16 protein-coding genes are annotated in these 14,743 nt (G+C 69.6%); 9 read left to right on the top strand and 7 right to left on the bottom strand.

All coding sequences use genetic code 11. The annotated features are described in order from the left end of the window. Nucleotides 1–79 precede the first annotated feature (79 nt). Entirely contained in the window at nucleotides 80–1,576 is a 1,497-nt protein-coding gene (locus ACGFH6_RS00215) for a protein kinase (RefSeq protein WP_393379081.1), read from the bottom strand. Nucleotides 1,577–1,695: 119 nt separating this feature from the next. Here ACGFH6_RS00215 and ACGFH6_RS00220 point away from each other — a divergent pair, with 119 nt between their 5' ends. Together ACGFH6_RS00220 and ACGFH6_RS00225 are read left to right on the top strand one after the other, a co-directional pair. Further along, nucleotides 1,696–2,352: a peptidylprolyl isomerase gene (locus ACGFH6_RS00220; RefSeq protein WP_393379084.1), complete on the top strand. Its 657-nt coding sequence runs from the start codon at nucleotides 1,696–1,698 to the stop codon at nucleotides 2,350–2,352. 57 nt (nucleotides 2,353–2,409) lie between these two features. Then, a complete protein-coding gene (locus ACGFH6_RS00225; RefSeq protein ID WP_393379086.1) occupies nucleotides 2,410–3,027 on the top strand; it encodes a VOC family protein in 618 nt (205 codons plus the stop codon). A 19-nt stretch (nucleotides 3,028–3,046) separates the two neighbouring features. Here the strand turns inward: ACGFH6_RS00225 and ACGFH6_RS00230 are convergent, their stop codons facing one another. Next, on the bottom strand, nucleotides 3,047–4,012 hold the full coding sequence (locus ACGFH6_RS00230; protein WP_131359055.1) for a CoA ester lyase: 966 nt from the start codon (nucleotides 4,010–4,012) through the stop codon (nucleotides 3,047–3,049). A gap of 150 nt (nucleotides 4,013–4,162) precedes the next feature. Between ACGFH6_RS00230 and ACGFH6_RS00235 the strand changes: the two genes are divergently transcribed. From ACGFH6_RS00235 to ACGFH6_RS00265, 7 genes are all read left to right on the top strand, one after another. Next, nucleotides 4,163–4,690 carry a hypothetical protein gene (locus ACGFH6_RS00235; RefSeq protein ID WP_393379088.1) on the top strand — a complete coding sequence of 176 codons (528 nt, stop codon included), beginning with the start codon at nucleotides 4,163–4,165 and terminating at the stop codon, nucleotides 4,688–4,690. A 30-nt stretch (nucleotides 4,691–4,720) separates the two neighbouring features. Further along, on the top strand, nucleotides 4,721–6,001 hold the full coding sequence (locus ACGFH6_RS00240) for a magnesium transporter MgtE N-terminal domain-containing protein (protein ID WP_393379091.1): 1,281 nt from the start codon (nucleotides 4,721–4,723) through the stop codon (nucleotides 5,999–6,001). Further along, entirely contained in the window at nucleotides 5,991–6,521 is a 531-nt protein-coding gene (locus tag ACGFH6_RS00245) for a DUF1003 domain-containing protein (RefSeq protein ID WP_393379094.1), read from the top strand. The genes ACGFH6_RS00240 and ACGFH6_RS00245 overlap by 11 nt, the downstream gene beginning before the upstream one ends. Before the next feature lie 49 nt (nucleotides 6,522–6,570). Next, a complete protein-coding gene (htpX, locus tag ACGFH6_RS00250) occupies nucleotides 6,571–7,470 on the top strand; it encodes a zinc metalloprotease HtpX (RefSeq protein WP_393379096.1) in 900 nt (299 codons plus the stop codon). A 3-nt stretch (nucleotides 7,471–7,473) separates the two neighbouring features. Beyond that, nucleotides 7,474–8,037 carry a hypothetical protein gene (locus ACGFH6_RS00255; RefSeq protein ID WP_393379099.1) on the top strand — a complete coding sequence of 188 codons (564 nt, stop codon included), beginning with the start codon at nucleotides 7,474–7,476 and terminating at the stop codon, nucleotides 8,035–8,037. Nucleotides 8,038–8,114: 77 nt separating this feature from the next. Continuing rightward, nucleotides 8,115–9,260, top strand: a complete 1,146-nt coding sequence (locus ACGFH6_RS00260; protein ID WP_393379101.1) for an Mrp/NBP35 family ATP-binding protein — start codon at nucleotides 8,115–8,117, stop codon at nucleotides 9,258–9,260. 39 nt (nucleotides 9,261–9,299) lie between these two features. Next, on the top strand, nucleotides 9,300–10,385 hold the full coding sequence (locus ACGFH6_RS00265) for a GNAT family N-acetyltransferase (protein ID WP_393379104.1): 1,086 nt from the start codon (nucleotides 9,300–9,302) through the stop codon (nucleotides 10,383–10,385). Nucleotides 10,386–10,388: 3 nt separating this feature from the next. On the opposite strand, the gene ACGFH6_RS00270 is transcribed toward ACGFH6_RS00265, so the two are convergent. From ACGFH6_RS00270 to sigE, 5 genes are all read right to left on the bottom strand, one after another. Continuing rightward, entirely contained in the window at nucleotides 10,389–10,736 is a 348-nt protein-coding gene (locus ACGFH6_RS00270; RefSeq protein ID WP_393379106.1) for a sec-independent translocase, read from the bottom strand. 72 nt (nucleotides 10,737–10,808) lie between these two features. Beyond that, nucleotides 10,809–12,278: a trypsin-like peptidase domain-containing protein gene (locus ACGFH6_RS00275; RefSeq protein WP_393379108.1), complete on the bottom strand. Its 1,470-nt coding sequence runs from the start codon at nucleotides 12,276–12,278 to the stop codon at nucleotides 10,809–10,811. A gap of 76 nt (nucleotides 12,279–12,354) precedes the next feature. After that, nucleotides 12,355–13,407, bottom strand: a complete 1,053-nt coding sequence (locus tag ACGFH6_RS00280) for a transcriptional regulator (RefSeq protein WP_393379110.1) — start codon at nucleotides 13,405–13,407, stop codon at nucleotides 12,355–12,357. A 3-nt stretch (nucleotides 13,408–13,410) separates the two neighbouring features. Beyond that, entirely contained in the window at nucleotides 13,411–14,019 is a 609-nt protein-coding gene (locus tag ACGFH6_RS00285) for an anti-sigma factor family protein (protein WP_393379112.1), read from the bottom strand. After that, nucleotides 14,016–14,684, bottom strand: coding sequence for an RNA polymerase sigma factor SigE (gene sigE, locus ACGFH6_RS00290; RefSeq protein ID WP_393379114.1), 669 nt, complete (start codon nucleotides 14,682–14,684; stop codon nucleotides 14,016–14,018). Before sigE ends, ACGFH6_RS00285 begins: the two co-directional genes overlap by 4 nt. Nucleotides 14,685–14,743 lie beyond the last annotated feature (59 nt).

Consider the following 14,743-nt stretch of genomic DNA (forward strand, 5'->3'; position numbering starts at 1 on the left):
CGAGTATCGCGGTTCTCAGCATCCCGGCACCCAGCCGACACCCGCTGTGACACTGGCCACGCGTTCACCGTCGCGTGGCTCACTCGTCGCGTGAACCGTCGCCTGAATTGTCGTTGGGGTTGGGCAGCGCCCCGCTGATCGCGCCGAACAACGCCGCGATCTGCGGGGTCGCCCGCCAGCGGTGTTGCTGCTGCGCCTCGAACAGCCGCTTCCTGGCGTCGTAGAAGTTCTCGGCGGCCGACTGGGTGTCGCCGTGGTCCAGCGCCTCCGCGGCCCGGTCCAGGTCGTGCGCCGCCTCCCGCGGAGCCTTGCTCCGGCTCCCTTGCTGGGTGGCGCGTACCTGCGCGGCCAGGGTCCGCAAGCTCTGCACCAGCGCCGCCTGCGGGTTCTGGTGCGTCTCCTTCGGAGTCGGCGTGGGCTTCGGCTTCTTCGACGGCGTCTTCGAGGGCGTCGGAGTCGGCTGCGACGTGGTCTTGGGTGCGACCGAGACCTTCTGCACCGGCGCGGACGGCGTCCCACCCGCCTGCGCCGGCGGCTCGTTCGTCACACTCTCGCGGAGCAGCAGGCCCCCAGTGATCGCAGCCAGCACGACCGCGGCGGCCACACCCACCTTCGCGAGCGGGAACGCCTTGCGAGGTGCCCGGTGCGTGCCCGTTTCGGCGGACTCGTCCTCCCAGTGGCCCACGCCGACCACATCCTCGGCCGCGTCTGTGTGCTCGCCTGGCTCATCGGTCGCCGGTGCGGGGAGAGACAGCACCTGCGTCGCGTTGTGTGCTGGAGATGGCGTCAGCAGGGCAGCGACCTGAGCAGCCGACGACGGTCGGGCAGCGGGGTCCTTGGCCAGCAGATGCGTGACGAGGCCGGCCAGCTCGACCGGTACGTCGGTCCGCAGGATGGGCGGCGGCGGTGTCTCGAGGTGCTGGCGCATCACCACGTCAACGGTCTGGCCGGTGAAGGGCGGCGTACCGCTGAGGAGCTCGTAGAGGACGCAGCCGAAGGAGTACCAGTCGCTGGCGGGGGTGGCCGACTTGCCGCGGACCTGCTCCGGCGACACGTACGACGCCGTACCGAGCAGGACACCCAGACCGGTCGTCTCGTTGCCCGCGCGCTTGGCGATGCCGAAGTCGGTGATCTTGAGCGTGCCGTCCGCCGCCAGCATCAGGTTGGCGGGCTTCACGTCGCGATGCACGATCCCGGCAGCGTGGGCCGCGTCCAGAGCGCGCGCACCCTGGGTCGCGATGTCGGCGACCAGTTCCCCGCTCGGCAGGCCCGCCGTACGCATGAGTTGGGCCAGATCCGGGCCGGAAACGAGTTCCATCACCAGGAACACGTGTTCACCCTCGGTGCCGACGTCGTACGTCGCGACGACGTTCGGATGGGTCAGCCGCGCGGCCGCCTGCGCTTCCGCCCGGAACCGCTCGGCCGCGTCCATCGGGTCGCCCTCGAGCCGGCGGAGCAGCTTGACGGCCACCTGGCGGGCCAGGACGGTGTCCTCGGCCTTCCACACCTCACCCGCGCCACCCCTGCCCAGCAGGGTGAGCAACCGGTAACGCCCTGCCAGTACCTCGCCGTTCACACACAACACCTTCCGCAGCGGACCGCAACACCTTAGGCGGCCAAGGCGACGAGATCGAGTCCACGGCGAAAAGCTTGAAGAACCTCTGCACAGAGCGATGAAAGTACTACCGTGAGCGAATGAAGCGATCAATCACCGCCCTGATCGCGGCCACTCTGGTTGCCGCGACGCTGACCACGACGACCGCGTCGGCGACGCCGGCGCACCGGCCGAAGCCGGTGGTGAAGTGTGAGTTCACGCCGACGCCGGAGAATCCGGCGGCGAAACCGGTGCGGATTCCGTCGGCCACCGCGAAGGCCAAGGGCACGATCGACGTGTTCTTCGTGACGAACTACGGACCGTTCGTCGTACGGATGGACCGGGCCAACGCCCCGTGCGGGGTGCACAACTTCGTGCATCTGGTGAAGAGCCGGTTCTACGACCTCACCCAGTGCTTCCGGCTGACCAACTCGGCCCGGCTCGGGGTCCTGCAGTGCGGGGACATCTACCGGCAGGAGGAGGGTGGCCCGGGGTACAAGTTCCCCGACGAGGTCACCGGGCAGGAGACGTACCCCCGCGGTACCGTTGCCTACGGCAACCAGGGTCCGGGGACGAACGGCAGTGAGTTCTTCGTCGTCCACTCGTTCGCCAACATCGACCCGAACTACACCGTCCTCGGCCACGTGATCGCCGGCATGTCCACGTTCGACCGCATGGTCGCCGCCGGCATCGCCGACCCCGACCAGGACGGCCCGCCGGTCAAGCCCATCCGCATCTACAAGGTCTGGTCCTTCTGACCCTCCTGCGCTGCGGGGGAGGGTAATTCGGGTGCCTGCGGGGCTACCTTGAGCCTCGTGGGCACTCGCGGACGACCGAGGCATCCCGACGTACTGACGCCGGCGGAGTGGCAGGTGGTGCACGCGGTCCGGCACGGCATGTCGAACCGGGAGATCGCCCGGCGCCGCGGGGTGAGCCTCGACGCGGTGAAGTTCCACGTCGCGAACGCCTTGCTGAAGCTCGGCCTGGAACGCCGGGCCGAGCTTCGCAGCTGGCGCGGCGTGCCCGCCGACAGCGCTCTGCACGGACAAGGAGGCTCGGACATGGTTCTGCAGTTGGGCACGATCGGACAGATCGCACGACCGGTCAGCAACATCCAGACCGCGGTCGACTTCTACGGCGGGACGCTGGGGTTGCCGCATCTCTACACCTTCGGAGACCTGGCGTTCTTCGACTGCGGCGGAACCCGGTTGTTCCTCAGCGCGAACGACGGGCCGGTGGGTGAGCCGTCGGTGCTGTACTTCCGCGTCGACGACATCCAGTCCGCGTACGACGACCTGCTGGCGCGCGGCGTCGAGTTCGAGACCGCGCCGCACTTGATCCACAAACACGACAACGGGGTCGAGGAATGGATGGCCTTCTTCCCGGACCCCGACGGGCACCTGCTGGCGATCGTGGCGCAGGTCGGGGGCTGAGGTTCGGCCGCGTCGGGAACTACTCGGCCGGTTGCCAGATGTCAGTGCGGGTCATCCCGGCGGCACGACCTTTGGCCGAGACCACCAGCGCCATCTTGCGGGACGCCTCGTCGATCATCTCGTCGCCGAGCATGACCGCTCCGCGAGCCCCGCCGGCCGCGGAGGTGTAGTGGTCGTAGGCGTCGAGGATGTTCTCGGCGTGGTCGTAGTCCTCCTGCCGCGGCGAGTACACCTCGTTCGCCGCAGCGATCTGGTCCGGGTGCAGCACCCACTTGCCGTCGAAGCCCAGCGCGGCGGACCGGCCGGCGACACGGCGGAAGCCGTCCACGTCCTTGATCTGCAGGTACGGACCGTCGATCGCCTGTTTCCCGTGGGCCCGCGCGGCCATCAGGATCTGCATGAGGATGTAGTGGTACGCGTCCCCGACGTCGTACCCGGGCGGCTGCTCACCCACCACCAGCGACTTCATGTTGATCGACGCCATGAAGTCGGCCGGGCCGAAGATGATCGTCTCGACCCGGGGTGACGCGGTGGCGATCGCGTTCACGTTGGTCAGGCCGAGGGCGTTCTCGATCTGCGCCTCGATGCCGATCCGGCCGGGCTCGTAGCCGTGCACCTTCTCGAGTTGGGTGAGCAGCAGGTCGAGCGCGACCACCTGCTCGGCGGTCTGCACCTTCGGCAGCATGATGCAGTCGAGGTTCGCGCCGGCGCCGGCGACGACCTCGATCACGTCGGCGTACGTCCATTCGGTGGTCCAGTCGTTCACCCGGACGACTCGGATCTTGGTCCCCCAGCCGCCTTCGTTCAGCGCGGCCACGATGTTCTTGCGCGCGTCCACCTTGGCGATCGGCGCGACGGAGTCCTCCAGGTCGAGGAAGACCTGGTCGGCGTCCAGGCCCTTCGCCTTGGCCAGGAACCGCGGGTTCGACCCCGGCGTGGCCAGGCAGGACCGCCTGCTGCGCAAGGTAGTTGTCTGATCAGCCATCGCCGTCGTCCTCCAACTCGGGTTACCCGCCGGTCACGGGCAGCGTACGGCGAACCCGCGGCGAGGTCCGGTGATCGGGCTCACTTCGCCGTGGAGTGTGTCCGGTTTCACCGCGCCCCGGAGGACGCGCCGGTGTGACAACCTTGGTCCGTGACCATCGAGGACGCTGCCGCCGAGATCGCCGGTGTCATGAAGAAGGCCGGCCTCGTCTGGCTGTCCTGGAACGGCGGACGCCCCACGCCGGCCTGGTTCGCCACGGTCGACGGCCAGTACGTCGTACTGGCGGATGCGGCCGAGAGCGCGGAGCAGCCGCTGCCCGGACTGGCGACGGCCGGCTCCGCGGACGTCGTCGTACCGGCCAAGCCCGCCACCAACCGGCTGGCGAGTTGGAAGGCGACAGTACGACGGCTGGAGCCGGGCAGCGACGAGTGGACGACGGCCGCCCAGGTACTGCGCACCGAGCGGCTCAACGCGGCCGGACTGGACACGCAACTCGAGCGCTGGAAGACCGAAGCGGACCTCCTCGTGCTCGAGCCCACTGGTGAGATCACCGAGGCCGCCGGGCGGTACGACGCCACTCCGCGGGCCGAAGCGCCGATCGGCACCAAGGCGACCACCCGAGGCAAGCCACCGGTCACCCTGCACCGCCGCATCCGCCGCCGCCCGCGCCTGAGCTGAGACTCCACCCCGGCGGGTTAGCCTTCGACCATGAGTGGCTCACCGTCGCGCGTGTACGTGGCTCGGCTGGCCGGTCTCCCCGTGTACGACCCGAACGGGGATCAGGTCGGCAAGGTCCGCGACGTCGTGGCGATGATGCGGCAGGGTACGCAACCGCCGCGGGTGCTCGGTCTGGTCGTGGAGGTGTTCACCCGGCGCCGCATCTTCCTGCCGATGACCCGGGTGACCAACGTCGACGTCGGACACGTCACCACCACCGGACTGGTGAACATGCGCCGCTTCGAGCAGCGCCCGACCGAGGTGCTGGTGCTCGGCGAGATGCTGGACCGCACTGTCACCGTCCTCGAGACCGGCACGACAGCAGTGGTGTTCGACATGGCCATGGAGCAGTGGCGGACCCGGGACTGGGTGCTGTCGAAGGTGGCGGTGCGCGAGGGCGGCAAGCGGTTCCGGCGGCGCGGGCAGTCGCATGTGTTCGACTGGGCCGACGTGAGTGGCTTCGCCCAGGTCGAGGAGGGGCAGGGCGCGACCCACATCCTGGCTGCGTTCGACTCGATGAAGGCCGCGGACCTGGCCGCCGTACTGCATGATCTGTCGCCCAAGCGGCGCAAGGAGATCGCGGCCGCACTGGAGGACGAGCGGCTGGCCGACGTACTGGAGGAGCTGCCCGAGGACGACCAGGTGGAGATCCTGGCCGGCCTGGACACCGAGCGCGCGGCGGACGTGCTCGAGGAGATGTCACCGGACGACGCGGCCGACCTGATCGCCGAGCTGCCCACCGAGACCGCCGAAGCCCTGCTCACGCTGATGGAGCCGGACGAGGCCGAGGACGTACGTCGTCTGCTCACCTACGAAGAGCGCACCGCCGGTGGACTGATGACGTCCGAGCCGGTGATCCTGCCGGCGGACGCGACCGTCGCGGACGCCCTGGCCCAGGTCCGCAACGCCGATCTGAGTCCCGCGCTGGCCGCGATGATCTATGTCTGCAGGCCGCCACTGGAGACTCCCACCGGCCGGTTCATCGGCATCGGCCACATCCAGCGGCTGCTCCGCGAACGACCTTCCGAGCTGGTGTCCGTAGTACTGGACACCGATCTGGACGGGCTGCGGCCGGACGACAGCCTGACCACGGTCAGCAAGTACCTGGCGACCTACAACCTGGTCGCGGCACCGGTGCTCGACGACGAAGGCCGGCTGCTCGGTGCGGTCACGGTCGACGACGTACTCGACCACCTGCTGCCCGACGACTGGCGTGAATCCGATCAGCCCGGCGACAACGACTCGCAGGAGGTGGACCACGATGCCTCGTGACGACCGCAGCACCGACGACCGCCGCCTGCGCAGTACGGCGCGGCTCGACGTACCGCGGGACTGGCGGCGGACGTTCGTGCCGCGGCCGTCGTACGACGCCGACGCGTTCGGGCGGCTGTCGGAGCGGATCGCCCGCTTCCTCGGCACCGGGCGGTTCCTGGTCTACATGACCGCGACGATCGTGTCCTGGGTCGCCTGGAACATCTTCGCGCCGCAGAGCCTGCGGTTCGACCAGTACCCGTTCATCTTCCTGACGCTGGCGCTCAGCCTGCAGGCGTCGTACGCCGCTCCGCTCATCCTGCTGGCGCAGAACCGGCAGGAGGCGCGCGACAAGGTGCAGTACGAACGCGACCGTGACGTGGACGCCCGGACCCGTGCTGACATGGAGTTCCTGGCCCGTGAGATGGCCTCGCTGCGGATGGCCGTCGGCGAGGTCGCGACCCGCGACTTCCTCCGCTCCGAGCTGCGCGCACTGCTCGCGGATCTGGACCTGAAGAGCCGCGAGGACGACCGCGTCTGACCTCTTTGGAGCCGAGATACTCTCGCTATCAGGTGAGGAAGGACGTGGAATGAAGACTCGATTCGCGCCTGATCGCGGCCTCAGCCGCCGGATGGTGATGACCAGTTTCCTGCTCGGTCTGCTGTACGTCGCGTTCGTCGCGCTGCTCATCGCGCTGACCGGGAGCGCCGTACTGGCCGTCGTGATCGCGGCCGGGGCGCTGTTCGTGCAGTACTGGTTCTCGGACCGGATCGCGTTGTACGCGATGCGCGGGCGGATCGTCAGCCCGGAGGAGGCGCCGCAACTGCACGGCGCGATCGACCGGCTGTGCGCCCTGGCCGACATGCCGAAGCCGAGGGTCGCCATCGCCGACGTCGACCTGCCGAACGCCTTCGCGACCGGGCGCAACCCGAAGAACGCGGTCGTCTGCGTGACCACCGGGATCATGCGCCGGCTCGACGCGGACGAGCTCGAAGGCGTCCTCTCGCACGAGCTGTCCCACGTCGCCCATCGTGACGTCGCGGTGATGACCATCGCGTCGTTCCTCGGCGTACTCGCCGGCCTCATCACGCGCTTCGGCCTGTACGGCGGGCTGAGCCGCAACCGCGACCAGAACGCGGCGGTGATCGTGCTGACCGTGATCCTGGTGTCCGTCGTCGTCTACGCGATCTCGTTCCTGCTGACGCGGGCGCTGTCGCGCTACCGCGAGCTCGCCGCGGACCGGGCCGGCGCCATGCTGACCGGCAGACCATCGGCACTGGCCTCCGCGCTGACCAAGATCAGCGGGGACATCGCCCGGATACCGTCGCGCGATCTGCGCCAGGCGGAGGCGTTTAACGCGTTCTTCTTCGCCCCGGCGATCTCGGGCCAGGGGAAGAGCCTGTCCTCGCTGCTGTCCACTCACCCGCCGCTGGAGACACGCCTCGACCGCCTCGGTGTGCTGTCGCGCGAGCTGGGCGAGCAAGCTTAGGTCATGGGCCTTCTCGACATCCTGCTCGGCCGGAGCAAAGCCGTCCCGCCGAACCTCGACCAGCTGTTCTCGCTTCCGTCGGCCGCGATCACGCTCGACACGGCGGCCGGTTACCGGCCGACCGGAAGTGGATCGGTCTGTTTCAAGGCGGCCGAGGGCGGTGGATTCTCGACCCTGCGCGAGGAGGTGGACAACCTGCTCGCGCTCGACAACGGGAAGTTCACCAGCCACACCGACTCGTACGGCTTCACCTGGCTGGTCCGGCAGACCACTCCGGACGATGTCGAGGGCCTGGTCACCGACCTGCACGCGGTGAACACCTCACTGGTCGACGCGGGCTTCGGATCAGCGCTGCTGTGCACGCTCGTCGCCTTCACCAACGGCAGCAAGTCGCTGGGGCTCGTCTACCTCTACAAGCGCGGTTCCTGGTACCCGTTCGTCCCCGCTGGGCAGGACCGGCGCGACAACGCCACCGAACTCCAGATCAAGTCGGTCATCGGCACCGACCTCCGCTTCGAGCAGGACCTCTCCCGCTGGTTCCCCATCTACGGCGCCCCCGGCCTGTGAAGTAAGGGTTGCCTTGGCGGACCTACGTCACATGGACCGTGGTCGGAGCGGCTCGGGCGAGCACGTAGCCTGGGGGTATGGCTCCCACTGCTGATCAGGTGACCACGGCGCTCGGCGGTGTACTGGATCCGGAGATCAAAAAGCCGATCACGGACCTGGGCATGGTCGAGTCGGTCGTCGTCCGTGACGACGGCGTCGTCGCGGTCCGGATCCTGCTGACCGTCGCAGGCTGTCCGATGAAGGACACGCTGCGCCGCGACACGACCGCCGCGGTCAGCAAACTCGACGGCGTGACCGGGGTCGAGGTGGACCTGGGCGTGATGTCGGCCGAGCAGCGGGCAGCCCTGCAGACCCAGCTGCGCGGTGGCGTGGCGGAGAAGGAGATCCCGTTCTCCCGGCCGGACTCGCTGACCAAGGTGTTCGCGATCGCGTCCGGCAAGGGCGGTGTGGGCAAGTCCTCGGTGACGGTCAACCTCGCGGCCGCGATGGCGTTGCAGGGGCTGCAGGTCGGCGTACTGGACGCGGACATCTACGGGCACTCGGTGCCGGCGATGTTCGGCGTCGCGGACGAGCGGCCGACGGCCGTGGACGACATGATCATGCCGGTGCCCGCGCACGGCGTGAAGGTGATCTCGATCGGCATGCTGAAGCCGAAGCGCGACCAGGTGGTCGCCTGGCGCGGCCCGATCCTGGACCGCGCGCTGGTGCAGATGCTGGCCGACGTGTACTGGGGCGATCTCGACGTCCTGCTGCTCGACCTGCCGCCCGGCACCGGTGACATCGCGATCTCGGTCGGCCAGCGGCTGACCAGCGCCGAGGTCATCGTGGTGACGACCCCGCAGGAAGCCGCCGCCGAGGTGGCCGAGCGGGCCGGCACGATGGCGCAGATGGTGCACCAGCGGGTCGCGGGCGTGGTCGAGAACATGTCCTTCCTGCCCTGCCCGCACTGCGGCCCCGAGCACCGGATCGAGATCTTCGGCAGCGGCGGCGGCACGCGGGTCGCGGAGACCCTGTCCGCACGCCTGGGCTACAAGATCCCGCTCCTCGGCGAGATCCCCCTGGACGAGCGCCTCCGCAGCGGCGGCGACCTGGGCAACCCCTTGGCCGTCACCGACCCCGAAACGCCCGCAGCGCAGGTCCTCACGCAGATCGCGGCCACCCTGGGCGGCCGCCCCCGAGGCCTGGCCGGCCGCCAACTCGGCCTCTCCCCCGCAGGCCGCTGACACCAGCCGCTGACGCCCCACTGGTGTTGACTTGGCCGGGTGCCGATTCCTGAGCAGCACCCGGTCCTGACCGACGGCGTGGTCACGTTGCGTGCGCCGCGGCCGGACGACGTACAAGGCCAGATCGACCGGCAGCGCGAGGATCCCGGCCGGGGCTTCACCGACGAGGACGCGCGGCGGTGGATCGGCTTCGGCATCACCGAGGCGTGGACGACGCGCGAGCGGCTTGTGTTCGTCGTCGAGTATCAGGGCCGGTACGCCGGTACTGCCTCGTTGCAGCCTGATATGGACGGCAACGCCCGGGTGCACTACGGCCTGTCCGAGTGGGCTCGGGGCTCCGGTCTGGCGAGTCGCGCCGTACGGCTGCTGCTGGAGTTCGGCTTCACCACCTGCGGGTTCCGTGTCGTCCATTGGTGGGCGCGCGTCGGGAACTGGCCCTCGCGCCGAGTCGCGTGGGCCACCGGCTTCCGGATCGGCGACATCGTGCCAGGCATGGTCGAAGAAGGCGGTCGGCACGTTGACACCTGGACCGGCTGGATCGGCCCGACCGACCCCCGCACACCGCGTCGGCCCTGGTACGTCGCCCCGGTGCTCAAGTCTCCGCGGCTACTCCTGCGTGCCTGGCGCGAGGACGAGATCCCCCGCATCACCGCGGCCCGGACCAATGAGGCGACGGCCCACTTCCTGCCGTTCATCCCTCAGCCCTTCACCGCCGAGGACGCGCGCTACTGGCTCAAGAGCCTCGACGAACAAGCCGCCTCCGGTCACCGCTACAACTGGTGCCTGGCCGATGCCAAGACCGACCTGGGGCTCGGCAACCTCACGCTCTTCAATCTGAACGACGACGGCGCCGGTGAGCTGGGCTTCTGGGCGCACGCCGACGCCCAAGGCCGCGGCTTGATGGCAGAGGCGATCCATCGCGTCGCCGAGTGGTTCTTCTCCCCCGACGGCCACAACGGTCACCGGCTGCTGATCCGGACCGCCGCCACCAACACCCCCGCTCGCCGGGTCGCCGAATCAGCCGGCTTCCGCCACGCAGGCACGGAACGCGAAGGCTTCCGCGTCGCGACCCGCCAGGACGACCTGGTCAGCTACGACCTGATGGCCGGTGACCTGGCCGGGTAGAGCTCAGGTCGACTCGGGGTCGAAGGGTGCCTTCTGGCCGGCCGGGAGGCGGTCCGGGGCGGAGTCCATGAAGTCCGGGGTGCTCGTCGGCTTCTCGTCGTCGAAGTCGTCGGAGCCTTCGAGCAGGTGCTTGCGGACGAAGTTCTTCGGGTTCAGATCCTGGAGCTCGAGGTCGGCGAACTCCGGGCCGAGCTCGTTGCGCAGATCGTTCTGGGCGTTGCTGACCATCTGGCGGACCTGACGCAGCAACCGGCCCGCGGTGCGGGCGAACTCCGGCAGCCGATCCGGGCCGAAGACGAGCACGGCGACGATCGCGATCACCACCAGCTCGAGTGGCCCGATGCCGAACATGTCCCCACCTCTCTGTACGTCGTTTCCGACGGCGTCCAGGGTAGCCGCCGTACGGTGACACCGCCTGCCGGGTCAGCCGATCTGGCCGGCCAACGCGACCGTCGCCTGCCGCTCCCGCCCACTGCGCTCGTACGCCAGCCTCACGCTCTCACCGGGCTGGTGGGTGCGAATCGCGACGATCAGTGCTTCGGCGGTGTCGACGACCTGGTTGTTGATCGAGGTGATCACGTCACCGACCCGTAATCCGGCCCGCGCGGCCGGAGACCCCGGGTTGACCAGGCTCACCCGCGCGCCACCCTCGAACTGCATGTCCACCTGCGCGCCGATCACCGGGTACGACGCCCGGCCGTTGGCGATCAACTGCTGAGCGGTCCGCCGGGCCTGGTCGATCGGGATCGCGAACCCGAGCCCGATGTTGCCGCTCTGGCCCTCCTGCGTGCCGCGCACCGTGGCGATCGCGGAGTTCACGCCGATCACCCGCGCGTTCATGTCGACCAGCGGGCCGCCGGAGTTGCCCGGGTTGATCGCCGCGTCGGTCTGCAGCGCGTTGATGTACGACTCCGGGTCGGCGGCCTCGCCGGAGGTGGTGACCGGGCGGTTCTTGGCCGAGATGATGCCCGAGGTGACCGTGCCGGCCAGCCCGAGCGGCGAGCCGATCGCGACCACGTCCTGACCGACGATGGCCAGGTCGGAGCGGCCGAACTGCACCGACGGCGCCTTCAGACCGGCCACCTGGACGATGGCGAGGTCGTACGCCGGGGAGCGGCCGACGAGCCGCGCGGTCGCAGGCTTCCCGTTCTCGGCGACGACCTGGATCGAGCCGCCGTTGGCCGCGGCGGCGACGACATGGTTGTTCGTCAGGATGTGGCCGACGTTGTCGATCACGAATCCGGAGCCGGTCGCGTTCGAGTCGTCCGCGCCCTCGACCCGCAACTGCACGACGCTCGGCAGCAGCGTCGCGGCGACGGCGGAAACCGACCCGCTGCGGATCTTCGGGTCCGCGCCGGTGCCGACCGGCGGGGTGGGCTGCTCGGCGACCGGACTGGTGTTGCCGTCGAGGGCGACGACGGTGACGGCGGCGCCGGCGCCCGCGATCACGCCGATGACCAGGGCGACGGCCGCGGCGATCGCGACGACCCGGTTGGTCTTGGGCGGCGGCGCCGGGGTGTACGCGCGGGCCTGCTGCTGGTGCCAGTCGATCGGCGGAGGCGGCGTGTACGTCGGCTGGTACGCCGGACGCTGGGTCGGCCAGGCCTGCCCCTGGTACACCGGCCGGAAGCTGGGCTCCTCGGCGGCGGGCCGCCCGAAGCTGCGTTGTGTCACCGAACGACCACCGTTCTGCCGGTACGACGCATCGCTCCCGGGAGGCGGCAACGGCATGCTGCCCGACCCGGCCGCAGGCGGCACCAGCGCCGACAACGGCGGACCGTCGGCGGTCGGCTCTGCCGAAGCAGGCGCGGCCGTCGGGATGATCCGGGTGGGCTCCGGCGCCGATGGATCGCGGGGGGTCGGAACTGTCGGTTCGGCGTCGTCGCTGGTCACGGTGGCCGCCTCACGTGTCGTGGTCGTCGGTCGGAGGCCCTCTCCCGGAGTTGCCGGAAGAGACTTCCAGATTCGATTATCCCAGCTTCGGCGAAAGCGCACCCATCGGAGTGAGCCAGGTTGCGATTTTCGCCAGCCCGGCACCCATCCGCTGGATCGCGGTCAGCTTCACCGGGACGTCGTGCGGGAAGGCCCGGACCACCTGGCCGAGCATGTCCGGCGGCAGGTCACCGATCAGCGTGTAGACGATCCCGCCGGAGGACCAGACGACGTACGACGGCATCCCGTAGCGCTGGTAGACGCCGGGGGTGTCAGTGGCGCTGAAACCGGCCACAGCCGCCGGGTCGAGCGCGCCGCGTTGCTCGAAGAGCGAGAGGTTGAACAGTCCGTCGGAGTACGAGAACTGCAGCGACCCGTTGCCGGTGTCCTGGTGGACGTCGTACAGCTTGAGCGACGCGGGCAGCTCGGGCGCGCAGACCCAGCCCTCGGAGCGCAGGTTGTCGACCGTTCCCAGGCCCATCGACTCGACTCCGCTGGGCGCCATCGGCGGCAGGTGCGCGAGGAACTCCGAGTCCTCGATCTCCAACGCGGTGAACACCGTGGCCCGGACCATCGTCTTCCCGTCCACGCTGAACAGCTGCCGCTGCAGCAGCAGTCCGGTCGTCTTGTCGATCCAGAACCGCGCAGCGAGCGTCTGGTCGTCCCGCAGTGCCTCGACCAGGACAGCCGCCCGGCCGATCGTGACCGTGCAGCACTTGTAGACGAGCGTGTACGTCGCCTGCAGCAACGCCAGCGGCCCACCGTCGACCGCACCAGCGTTCGTGGTGCGCTGGACGAACGCCTTGGCGCCGGGAGATGCCTCGGAGCCGACCACAGTGATCTCGGAGCCCTGCGAGGCCGCGTGCACGATGTCGAGCATGGTGGAGCTGGCGCCCTGCGGCCCCCAGGAGGTGATGATCTGGGTGCCGTGGAACGAGACCCGGTTCGGCGCCGCGGCGGCGCGCTCGAGCCAGCTGACGGCCGTCGGTGAGTCCTCACGGGACGCGACAGTCACCGCAGCGGCGGGCATGGGCAGGCCGAAGCCGATCAGTGCGGTGCTGACCAGTACGGCGAGCCGGGAGAGGCTCACAGGTCAGCGTCCTGCCAGGGCCACCGGCTGCAGCGTCGGGCTCAGCCCCGCGTACCCAGCCCCGTTGTAGGAGTTCAGCAGCGCGACCGGGTCCGCGAACGGCGCTCCGCTCGTCGTGCTGGCGTGGTCGGAGGAGAAGCTCGCGACCGGTGGCTGCAGCGCGGGTGGCTGCTCCGACCGGGCCGGGTCTCCGACGACGAACGCCGTACCGAGTAGTGAGGCCACCGCGGCGGCGGAGCTTGCAGCGGTCAGTACGCCGGTACGCCGCCGGGAGCGAGTGGTCCGGGGCGCGGGGCCGGTGGAGCCACTGCGACCCGCCGGGAACGCGGACCGCTGCGGGAAGAGCGACACGGCCGGTGTGAGCACCGGGCGGACCTCCTCGCGCGGCTCCATCGCGAACGACGAGACGCCCATCAAGCGCTGCATCAGGTCGGTGGACGGCTCCGGCAACTCCTGGGCCGCCATCCGGGCCTTGAGCCGGCGCTGCGCGTCGACCTCCGCGCGGCAGGTGTCACAGCTGACCAGGTGGCTCAGCACCTTGTCACGGGAGTCGTGGTCGAGTTCACCGTCGACGACGGCACTCAGCTTGTCCATCGGGTGCTGCAGCGTCACCGGTGCTCACCTCCGGTGCTGAACGGTCCGTCCGCGGGCGGACCACCGATCCGGGACTGACCAGAGCGCGGGGCGCGGTGCTCCAGGTGCTTGCGCAGCATGGAGCGGCCGCGGTGAATCCGGCTGCGGACCGTCCCGAGCTTCACATCCAGTACGTCGGCGATCTCGTCGTACGTCATGCCCTCGATGTCGCACAGCACCACGGCCGCGCGGAAGTCCTCCGGCAGCGCGTCCAGTGCGTCCTGCACGTCGTGGTCGAACAGGTCCGAGTCGAGCTTCTCGGCCGGGCCCTCGCCCTTGGCCGGGAGCCGGTCGTGCGCGTCCTCGGGCAAGCCGTCGAAGCGGATCCGCTGCTTGCGGCGGGCGCCGTCCAGGAACAGGTTCGTGGTGATCCGGTACAGCCAGCCCTCGAAGGTGCCCGGCGTGTACGACGACAGCGAGCGGAAGACCCGGACGAAGACCTCCTGGGTCAGGTCCTCGGCGTCGTGCTTGTTGCCGGTCAGCCGGTACGCGAGCCGGTAGACCCGGGCCGAATGCGCGCGGACGATCTCGTCCCACGACGGCAGCGCGTCCTCAACCGCCTCCGGGACAGGCACCACAGAGGTGTCAGCCGGCTTCACCGCAACGCCTCCCAGGGTCCTCTCGGCAATAAGCGTGAAGGCCATGGTGCCGCGTTCACCGTCCTCTGCGCACGTGGGGAAGACCCGGGTCGGACCCTGAGTTG

The organism is Kribbella sp. NPDC049227, from assembly GCF_043197265.1.
Taxonomy (GTDB): Bacteria; Actinomycetota; Actinomycetes; order Propionibacteriales; family Kribbellaceae; genus Kribbella.

Bases quoted from the DNA above. Each gene is read 5' to 3' on its own strand.
- ACGFH6_RS00240 (WP_393379091.1), top strand. From the start codon at position 4,721: ATGAGTGGCTCACCGTCGCGCGTGTACGTGGCTCGGCTGGCCGGTCTC.
- ACGFH6_RS00270 (WP_393379106.1), bottom strand. From the start codon at position 10,736: ATGTTCGGCATCGGGCCACTCGAGCTGGTGGTGATCGCGATCGTCGCC.
- htpX (WP_393379096.1), top strand. From the start codon at position 6,571: ATGAAGACTCGATTCGCGCCTGATCGCGGCCTCAGCCGCCGGATGGTG.
- ACGFH6_RS00220 (WP_393379084.1), top strand. From the start codon at position 1,696: ATGAAGCGATCAATCACCGCCCTGATCGCGGCCACTCTGGTTGCCGCG.
- ACGFH6_RS00230 (WP_131359055.1), bottom strand. From the start codon at position 4,012: ATGGCTGATCAGACAACTACCTTGCGCAGCAGGCGGTCCTGCCTGGCC.
- ACGFH6_RS00245 (WP_393379094.1), top strand. From the start codon at position 5,991: ATGCCTCGTGACGACCGCAGCACCGACGACCGCCGCCTGCGCAGTACG.
- ACGFH6_RS00260 (WP_393379101.1), top strand. From the start codon at position 8,115: ATGGCTCCCACTGCTGATCAGGTGACCACGGCGCTCGGCGGTGTACTG.
- ACGFH6_RS00255 (WP_393379099.1), top strand. From the start codon at position 7,474: ATGGGCCTTCTCGACATCCTGCTCGGCCGGAGCAAAGCCGTCCCGCCG.
- sigE (WP_393379114.1), bottom strand. From the start codon at position 14,684: ATGGCCTTCACGCTTATTGCCGAGAGGACCCTGGGAGGCGTTGCGGTG.